This window comes from Brachybacterium tyrofermentans (assembly GCF_039526165.1).
Lineage (GTDB): Bacteria > Actinomycetota > Actinomycetes > Actinomycetales > Dermabacteraceae > Brachybacterium > Brachybacterium tyrofermentans.
Window position 1 is genome coordinate 1 of the sequence record NZ_BAAAIR010000077.1, and the last position, 1486, is coordinate 1486.

At 68.2% G+C, this 1486-nt stretch carries 1 protein-coding gene; it reads right to left on the reverse strand.

Translation table 11 applies throughout. The features are described from left to right. Positions 1-134: 134 nt before the first annotated feature. The coding region (locus ABD093_RS18290; RefSeq protein ID WP_193081961.1) for an IS1380 family transposase at positions 135-1486 on the reverse strand (1352 nt) is incomplete at its 5' end.

Sequence of the window (1486 nt, forward strand, 5' to 3'; positions counted from 1 at the left end):
CGGCGTCGTTGCCGGTGTTCAGCTGCTGATTCTGGCATGTGGGTGTGACGATCTGTCGCCGTGTCCGTGGCGGGCGGTCGGGTTCCACTCCCGAGAAGGTGCTGGGGATCGTAGGGACGAGCGGGCTCGCCGGTTCAGGTCTGCGCGACGGCGATGCGGAGCCGGTTGACGCCGGTCAAGACGGTGAGTGCTTCCGGGGCGTGCCGGGCGAGGTGTAGGACCTTGTGCCGACAGCGCCGCACGAGAGTCGCGGGAATCTCAAACAATCGCGCACGGAGTCGTTTGGGCTCCCACTTCCGCGCGTCGTCACTGGTGAAAGCGATGGTTTGCATCCAGGCGACCAGGTCGGAGGCGAGCTGGACGATCTGGCACCAGACCTGGTTCTGCGCGAAGGACTGCAGCGGGAACTTCATCAGTCCCATGTCCTTCGCGTTCCGGATCCGGTCCTCGCAGCGCGCACGGCGACGGTGACGCAGCTCGAGGACGGGCAGTTGCCCGCGCGGGGCGTTGGTCGCGAACGCGGTGATCCGCATGCCCTCGTGATCGGTGATCCGCAGCTGCGCTCCGGGGTGGGGTCGTTCCTTCCGCACGATCACTCGCATCCCCTCTGGCCAGCTTGTAAGGTCCAGCAGCCCGGTCAGCTCCGCGACCCATGCCCCATCGCGGATCCCGTCGTCCTCGGTGTCGTAGGCGGGAGTCCACGCATCGGCTCTATCGATACGTTCCAGCAGGTCAGGAGTGTGTGCCGGGAGGGTGAACCCGACCGAGTAGCCCAGACGCTGCGTGGTCAGCCAGTCGATGAAGCCCTTGGTGCCGCCGGCCCCGTCGGTGCGGATCAAGATCTTCTTCGAGCCCCGCCCGTCCCGGGCACGCAGGGCTGGTGGGAGCTGGGCGAGAGCCTGGCGAGTGACGGTGATGTGATCGCTGGCGGTGTTCGAGCCCGCGTTGCCCGGGCGCAGGGCGATGGCGAGGGGTTCCCCGGTGCCGGCCTGACCGTGGTCGAGGAACGCGCATAGGGGGTGGTAGCCGAAGCCGCGTTTGAACGTCGGTGCGGCCTGTTCCTTCTCGCTGTGGACGTTGATCAGGGTGGCGTCGAGGTCGATGACCAGCGGGGCCTTCGCGCTGGCCTGCGCGGCCGGGGAGTGATCACCGGCCAGGGTCCAGGCTCGTTCACGCGCGGCACGGCGGGCCCTCGAGATTGCCTCGATCACTGCCGGGGCGTCTTCGGCCAGGGTGGTGAGCGTGCGCGAGATCGTCGGGGCCGAGGCGACGGGCCCGAACAGGCCCGGCTCGCACCGCAACAGGTCAGTGTCCCGAGCGACCTCCCCGCCCACCGTGAGAGTCATCGCAAGGTCCAGCAGAACCTTCGCGGCGTGATGCTCGGCCAGCGGTTTCGTCCAAGGATCCAGCGCTTCGCGCAGCGAATGGGCCAGGCCGGTGGAGTGGAGTGTGTCGGTCAGCAGCACCGCACCGGCATGCGAGACCG